Below are 7,707 nucleotides of genomic sequence, written 5' to 3' on the forward strand. Positions count from 1 at the left end.
GGTCGTCGCGGTCGTCGCGCGCGTTGCGCGAACCAGCTGGCGGTCCGAGCGCACCGAGGCAACCGCCAGCTGGTTCGCGCGAAGCTCGCGACGACCGCGAAGAGACGCGAAGAACCGCAACATGATGGATCAGGGCATCGTGTCGGCACACGGGGGCGCGCCGCACCACCACTCCTGCTGGTGCGGTTCTTCGCGGGCCTTCGCGGGCCTTCGCGGTCTTCGCGAGCTTCGCGCGAACGGCGGTGCTTTCGGTTGCCTCGGCGCGCTCGGACCGCCAGCTGGTTCGCGCGACGCGCGCGACGCTCGCGACGCTCGCGACGAGACGCGAAGAACAGCGAAGCAAAAATGATGGAGATGGGCTCGCGCCGGTACCAGACGCAACGGGGCGTGATGCACGTCCTCACCGCGACGCGGGATCGACCCGCCAACTTTGGGTACTTACTACGGCATCCACGAGTGGGCGATGGTGGACGGCGGTCATGACGTGCGCCACGCCCACCTCGCGCCGCTCCGGCTTCCCCAAGAGCAAGTGGACGCGTTGATCGCGAGCGGCTCAAGCACGACACACAACATACACGACGCACCTCGCTATCTACGATAGCGGAAGGGTCAGCGCGCTCACCGTGCTGACTCGGCCGACGCGCGTACGCAATGCTCGTACATAGTGCTCGCCGACAAGCGGCGCCGCCGGTCGATGCAGAGTCACGCGGATCAGTGGACGCTTTGGACGGCGTGCCTCGCGTGGTCATCTGGTGTCACAGGTGCAACGTTTCGAGTTCTCGGAGGCCGAGGCGCACGCCGTCATCGACCGCCTGATCGCGCTCATACGTGGCGAATGGGAAGGCGTGTTGCGCGCGAACGGCGCCACGGTCGTCGATTGCGCACTCGTCGTCCCCGCGTTCGTCAACGAGGGGTTCGAGTACCCATTCCCTGATCACTACGTGTAGGGGTTCGCCGCGACGTAGCCCGACTCGATGAACTGACGTAGGTAGCTCGTCGTCGCACGGTCGGCCGCCAGCGCGGTGATGCTGAGGCGGTGCGCGTCGGGCCAGCAACGAGCGAGGCGATGCCGGAGAGACCGACCGACCCTCGATCGACTGCCTTGACGTTAGCGCTCACCTCAGACACTTTGGCGCATGAAAGAAAACAGGTGGCTAGGAACGGTAATTCTGATGCTGGCCCTGTTGGCCGTCGAGGTCCGCGCCCAATCGACCTCCACCCCCCAGCCCGGCGACAAGGGCATTTATCTGGGCGCGACGGTTGGTCAGTACTTCGAGTCGGCCGAAGGAAAGCACGGCAGCGCACCCGCAGGCAGCGGCATCCTCGGCTATCAGTTCGGGCCGAAATGGGCCATGCAGTTGGAGTATGGGCGAACCGGAACGTCCTACTGCTACCAGCAGGTCGCGATCGCGGGCGGGGGCTTCTACCACGTCGCCGTCCCGAAGAAGAATCCGCCGGCGGGCTCGATCTGTCACAGCGACCCTATTGGGGGTCTCGACGTCATCAGACGCTTCGGGCCCAGCCGGACGCGACCCTACGTCGCCCTCGGCCTTGGCGCCGGCCTACATCTCGGTTTCGGCGTCGAGATCGAGGCCAGGCAGCGCTTCGTGATCGCGCCCGCGCTCGACCTCAACTACGCTGGTGACGCTGGGAGCGCGCGGCCAAGAGTTGCCTTCCTGGTTCGCTTTTGAACACCGCCGACCGGCGTCCCGGCGACCACACAACCACCAGAGTGGCTCCCGAGATCGACAGAAAGTCGGATCGTACAGTTTCGAACCGTCCGTTCCATTACGCGCGTACCGTAACGGCACTGGTCGCGCTTGCGGTCGGCAACATAGGAGCGCAGGACTCCACCGCGCTCCAGCGCCCGCACTGGATGGTGGGTGGGTCGCTGGGTGTGATTGGGTTCGCAGGGGGGCCTGCTTCGGCCGACTTCACGCTGATCGGCATTCATTTCACGCAGCTGAAGCCTGGCCGGCTAGGTGCCGACGTTTCGATCAACGTCATGCCGCGGCTCCTTACCGTAGGTGCCCTGACCGGCGCGGCACGTGTGGGCGTCGCGCTCCCCGTCGCCGTGGCTAGCGGAATGCTCCTGCTGCCGTCCGCCGGCGTGACGCTGGTGGGCGGCGCCGGGCAGGGCGGCGCCGGAGGCACGGCGGGCGTCAATGTCGGTGGTGCTGCGGTGCTGGGCACGGGGCGAGTTGGTCTCCGCACCGGACTCACCTGGCATCGAATCAAGGACGTGGGCTCTGTTTGGCTGTTGGAACTCGGGCTTGTCAAACGCCGCATCGGGAAGTGATGCGCGGGAACTCCTAGCTGCTCCAGCCCCTCCCGGTACCGGAGGCGCCGCGCCGCGCCGCCCGCCCGCACCGCATCAACGCGCCACAGCCCGCGTCGCGACCGCACCAGCCGCATGTACGTGATCCGATGCGGCTGATTTGTGTCCGGCCCCTTGCGCCGCGTCACGTCATGGTGGGCTCTGGGTCGGCGTGGCGTTCCGCACCGCGCTACAAGCCGCGGGGCCTCGCTCGCTTCATCGGCGAACACTCGAGCGCGGCCGAGTACTCCACTCGAGAGCGCGACCACAGCCACCGCGCGGTCGACCGTGCATCGCGATATTCGTGCGGTATTCGTGCGGTATTCGTGCGGTATTCGTGCGATATTCGTGCGGAGAATACCAGCGAGGTGAGAGGCTTCGAGAATTTACCATTCGATGGACACACCTCCTGAGTGATGTGTCGTTCTACCCGTTTTGTGATTCCGTTGTCGACTGGTCTTGGAACTGTAAGGGCAACAAAAGTTTAGCCTGCTTCAACGCGCACGTTCTGCTCGTGAGGTAGCAAGCGGCCAATCGGAGCCACCCGCATATCCCGCCACGCGCCGATGACAGCGACGCCGAATAGTCCTGACCGAAGGCGCTTTGTGGTAAGCGGTGGATTTCAAGTACATACATGCATATCCATGTTGGAGCGCGCCTCGTCGCCATGCTGAGTGCGATCCCGGTGCTCGCCTTCGACGAAACGGCGGCGGACGCCAATGCCACGATCGTCGCCCGCGCCGGCTATTGGTGACGGAAGCTGCTGGACCGGATGATCGCCGCGCCCGCGCTGGTGCACCGGGCCACACTAGTGACGATGAACGCCGATGATTTTTTTGACGTGGTGGGCCTGGAGATGCGCGTATGGTGGTCGGCACGGTCGGCACGGTCGGCACGGTGAGCGCTACCGCATCGAGTGCGTACTAGGCGCCGGCGGCATTGCCACCGTGTACCTCGCGCGCGATCTCAAGCACGACCGAGAGGTCGCGATAAGATGCCCACGCCCAACCTCTCAAAAACACTCGGCGCCGAAGATCACGTCGGCATCACTCCGCGCGTTCGTGCGCCATTGAAGGGTAGGTCCCCAGTGACGCCGACCTGAACGCATGGGTACGTCTGAATGCGACAAGCGGCATCGCGCATGGCGGGGAGCGACCCACCGGGGCCGTAGACAAACAGGGGTCAAGCGGGCGAGGCGACACTCTACCTAGCCAACGGTGGTCAGCGCATCAATATCGCACCGCGCGTCGCGACGACGAGTGCAATGATCGTCCGCGCAGTTGGCCGCACTCCGAGGTGTAAGACCACCGGGTGGGGAATTTGAGACGATCGCTCCGTGGGGAATTTCACGCGAGTGGTGACATGCGCGCCGGACGCCGATGTGAACAACAATCCGGCGCCGATGACCCTGCCATATCGGCCTTGGCAGCGCTCGCAATGCGACACTCGCACAGCCGGCGTGGGTGCCGCGACCGCGTGGCATGTCGCTTGCTCCGCTTACCGACCGAGCGCTTCCCCGCACCCTCATTCGGGCCGAGCCCGCGCCAAGCGGACTCGTTGCGCGTTTCCAGCACACGGCGAGAACGGCCGTTCCCGCCTGCGGATGTCGTGGGCCTGCGTCTCGAGAGTGGAGGTTGCGATGGGTTGGAAAGCGAGCATCATGTGCGCTGGCGCCATCGGCGCGGGCGCGAGCTGTAGCACTGGCACGAACATGCCGACGGCCACTGCCCCGCAAACGGGAGGTGTCGTACAGGCGCCCGCACTACCGGGTGCGCCGGGCACGTCGTCGCGTGACCGCGTCTACACGGCCGACCAAACGTCGAACACGGTGAGCGTGATCGACGCGGGCACTAACACCCTGCTTGGGACCATCGCGCTTGGCGACGCGCGGCCCAATGTGCTGGGCGCGCTCTACAACAAGCAGATCGACGTCCACGGCCTTGGCTTCTCGCCCGACGGCACACTGCTCAGCGTGATCAGTGTGACATCCAACGCGGTGACGATCATCGAGACCGCCACGAACCGAGTTCGCGGTACCCTGTACGTCGGTCGCGCGCCACACGAGGGATTTTTCAGGCCTGACGGGCGTGAGTTGTGGGTGGCGGTCCGCGGCGAAGGATACGTGAGCGTCATCGATCCCGTCGCGCTACGCGAAACGCGGCGAATCCCGACGAGCGACGGCGTCGCGATGGTTATCTTCCGCCCGGATGGGCGCTACGCCTTCGTCAACTCGTCGCGCACGGCGGCGCTCGATGTCGTCGACACGCGCACGTACGAGATCGTCAGGCGTATCCCGATGCCCTCGAAATTCTCGCCCAATCTCGCCGCGAGTCCTGACGGGCAGGAGCTTTGGCTGACGCTGAAGGACGTGGGAAAGACGGTGATTGTCGACGCGCAGTCGTTCGCGGTACTCGGCACGCTGGACACGGGACCCGTAACAAACCACGTGAATTTTGTGACCACCGTCAGCGAGCGGCTCGCGTATGTCACGGTGGGCGGCGAGAACGTCGTGAAGGTGTATCGGCGCAATGGGGCGAGTCCCACGCTCGTGGCGACGATCCCCGTGAGCGACATGCCGCACGGGCTGTGGCCGAGCGCGGACAATCGCACCGTGTACGTGGGACAGGAGAACGCTGACAGCGTGGCCGTGATCGACGTTGCGACGCAGCGTGTCACGCGGCAGATCCCCGTCGGCCAGGCGCCGCAGGCACTGGTGTTTGTGGCGAACGCGGTGCCCACGGGCGCAGGGACCGCAAACCTCACGAGGCAGAACGTGGGACTGCGCATTGAGCGGCGCAGGCTGCCCGTGCCTGGCGCTGCCGGGGCAAAGGGCAAGGCCGTTATCCGTAGTCTCGGCCCCATCGATGTCGTGGAGATAGCGCTTCGTGATGCACCCTCCGGAGCGATGCTCGACGTTTATGCGGTGCAGAACGACGCCGCGCCGTTCGGACGGGTGGTGAAGCTCGCGCACCTGATGGTGAGAAACGACGGAACAGCCGAAGTTGCCGCGCAGCTCCGCTTCTTCGACTCGGGCTTCAGTACTGTGGTGCTCGTGCCTGTTGGACAGATCCCCGTCGGCGCGACGACGTCCAGCGCCGCGATGAGCGTCAATATCGTGGCGCTGGCTGGGCACTGCGCCATGCACTAACGCTTCGTCCCCCAAATCGTGTCAGGCGGCAAGACGCGGCAGATTGAAGTGGCGGTAGTACTCGGCCACCGTCGCACGCTAGCCCTCGCCCCCGCGTACGTCACGAACGCCCCCTCATGCCAATGGAGTAGCTCGATGAAACACGTGGACATTCGCAGGATCCTGACCGCCGCGAGCACGATCGTCGCGCTGACCTTGCTGGGCTGCGCAGGAGGCACCAGTTCCCAAGGTGGTTTCGGCGGCGGTATGATGGGAGGCGGCCATGGCAACGGCTGGATGGGTGGATATGGCGGACCATCTCTGCTCGTCGTCATCCTGGTCGCCGGGCTCGTGGCCTGGTTCGTCGTGCGGGGAAGGAACCAGCGCTGAGCCCGGTGCGAGAGCCGCCGACAGTGGATCGGTTACTTCGGCGGAGACGGCGGCATGCGGTCCATCATCATCGTCATCATGGACTGCATCATATCCATGCGCTTTTCCATCATCTGCATGCGAGTCGCGGCATCGCCTTTCATGCCGCCCATGCTGCCCATGTTTCCGCCGGACATGCCGTTCATCATGCTCATGCCGTCCTGCATGGATTTCATGTGCTCGGCCATGAGCGCTTGGCGCTCTTCGGGCGTCTTGGCCGCCATCATCTTGTCATGCATTTGATGCATGACTTTCATCTTGGCGTCCATGTCGGCCATCTCGGTCTTGCTCTTGGCTGCCATCGATGAGGGCGTCTTGGCGGCGCCGGCGGGGTGGTGAGGCGGCTGCTGAGCTTTCGCCGGGAGTGCCGATGCGGCGATGGCAAGAGCGAAGGAGAGCGCGCGTGTGAGTGTCATATGAAGACTCCGGTAGACTGTGTATGTGACAAGGCTCGCAATACGCGTGCCTGTCACGGCCTCTCGGTGCGGCACGCCACGCCACACGATGTCATGAAGTTGCCGGGGATGCGTGGTCCTCTGCATCAGGTCGCCTCAGACGCTCTCCCGTTGTTGCTTGTGCGATAGCGAATGGGCGGGTCATCCAGTACGGGTGGTGGCCGACCGAAGCGTTGCTCATACCACGCGGAAGCGACTTTCAGATCCTTGACGGCCACGCTGGCCAATACGTTCTCGATGGACACGATGATCTCCTCGGTGTACGCGTTGCTATTCGATCTGGCCGATGAATGCATCCAGCGTTTGAAGGAGGGCGTCGAGTTCGTGACGCGGGTGTCGTCCGGCCATCCCGCTTCTCCGAAAAAATTCCCCGCCTTCGAGCGTTGCTGAGACCAGCTTCACCCTCGCGTGGCCGCTCCATGGCAGGGAACGCTTGCTGCTACTCACGGCGCGCTGAAGGCACGAGAAGCGCGACGATGGCCAGCTGTACCTCGTCGTTGTGCCCGACCCAAACATGCCCGCCCTGGTCGAAGCCAATGAACCTCGCGCCCGCGATGTGACTCGCCGTGTATTGTGCGCTTGCGTAGGTACCGTAGCGGTCGTCGCGCGCGCTGATGACCAGCGTCGGCATTTTGATCGACTCCAAAGGCGACGGCTTCAGGTGCTTGCCCACCTGCGTGTCGCTGCGCAACCCCGTTGCGCGCAGGGAAACCGGCAGGATATCGTCGAGCATCGCGCCGACCCGCGCCCGCTCCTGCAGGCTGGCATGCGCGAGCAACTCGGGCGGCGTAGCGAGCACCACCTTGATGACTTGATCGCGCGCCAGCTGTCGCGCAGCCCAAAATAGAAAGTCCGATCCGATCAGCCGCACTATCGTAGCCTCGACCCACGCCGGCATTGGCGGCGCCGAGTTCGTCGCCGTGGGTGGCTTCCACGCCAGCGGCACCATCAGCACCAGCGCAGTCACCCTATCCGGGTGGAGAATGGCCATCTGCAGCGCTGACGGCGCGCCAGCCGAGCCGCCCATGACTGCGGCTTTTGGGATATCCATTGCGTCGAGCAGGCAGACATGAGCGTCAGCCTGCGCCGCTGCCGATGCATCAGCCGGCATGGGCGTCCGCAGATACCCGAAGCGCGACATCGTGATCACGCGGACGCCCTTTGACGCTAAGCCACCAGCCCACGCCATTCCCTGGTCGTGTCCACCACCGCTGCCGTGTACGACCAGCAATGGCACGCCGGTACCGGCCTCCTGATACTCTATGGGGCCACAGCGCGTAGACAGCAGCACACTGCCTTGCGCGGCGCGGGCGCGGGCGCGGGCGCGCCGCATGTCGGTACCATACCGCCCTCGTACGAGTAAGGCGCCACCGACCACG

Annotated in this window: 8 protein-coding genes; 6 read left to right on the forward strand and 2 right to left on the reverse strand. The window is 64.9% G+C overall.

Annotated features, from left to right (window positions below):
* Positions 1-752: 752 nt before the first annotated feature.
* From ACLL97_RS16355 to ACLL97_RS16375, 5 genes are all read left to right on the forward strand, one after another.
* Positions 753-947: a hypothetical protein gene (locus tag ACLL97_RS16355; RefSeq protein WP_411281549.1), complete on the forward strand. Its 195-nt coding sequence runs from the start codon at positions 753-755 to the stop codon at positions 945-947.
* Positions 948-1,172: 225 nt separating this feature from the next.
* Positions 1,173-1,691 (forward strand): hypothetical protein, encoded by a 519-nt coding sequence (locus tag ACLL97_RS16360; protein ID WP_411281550.1) that lies wholly within the window; start codon positions 1,173-1,175, stop codon positions 1,689-1,691.
* 41 nt (positions 1,692-1,732) lie between these two features.
* Positions 1,733-2,299 (forward strand): hypothetical protein, encoded by a 567-nt coding sequence (locus tag ACLL97_RS16365; protein ID WP_411281551.1) that lies wholly within the window; start codon positions 1,733-1,735, stop codon positions 2,297-2,299.
* 1,657 nt (positions 2,300-3,956) lie between these two features.
* Positions 3,957-5,465 carry a cytochrome D1 domain-containing protein gene (locus tag ACLL97_RS16370; RefSeq protein ID WP_411281552.1) on the forward strand — a complete coding sequence of 503 codons (1,509 nt, stop codon included), beginning with the start codon at positions 3,957-3,959 and terminating at the stop codon, positions 5,463-5,465.
* A gap of 135 nt (positions 5,466-5,600) precedes the next feature.
* On the forward strand, positions 5,601-5,834 hold the full coding sequence (locus ACLL97_RS16375) for a hypothetical protein (protein WP_411281553.1): 234 nt from the start codon (positions 5,601-5,603) through the stop codon (positions 5,832-5,834).
* Positions 5,835-5,866: 32 nt separating this feature from the next.
* Here the strand turns inward: ACLL97_RS16375 and ACLL97_RS16380 are convergent, their stop codons facing one another.
* A complete protein-coding gene (locus ACLL97_RS16380) occupies positions 5,867-6,289 on the reverse strand; it encodes a hypothetical protein (protein ID WP_411281554.1) in 423 nt (140 codons plus the stop codon).
* A gap of 246 nt (positions 6,290-6,535) precedes the next feature.
* Here ACLL97_RS16380 and ACLL97_RS16385 point away from each other — a divergent pair, with 246 nt between their 5' ends.
* Positions 6,536-6,718: a hypothetical protein gene (locus ACLL97_RS16385; protein ID WP_411281555.1), complete on the forward strand. Its 183-nt coding sequence runs from the start codon at positions 6,536-6,538 to the stop codon at positions 6,716-6,718.
* Positions 6,719-6,767: 49 nt separating this feature from the next.
* On the opposite strand, the gene ACLL97_RS16390 is transcribed toward ACLL97_RS16385, so the two are convergent.
* Positions 6,768-7,707, reverse strand: a 940-nt coding sequence (locus ACLL97_RS16390; protein ID WP_411281556.1) for an alpha/beta fold hydrolase, incomplete at its 5' end; no start/stop codon positions are given.

Source organism: Gemmatimonas sp. (assembly GCF_046594945.1).
Classification (GTDB): Bacteria; Gemmatimonadota; Gemmatimonadetes; order Gemmatimonadales; family Gemmatimonadaceae; genus Gemmatimonas.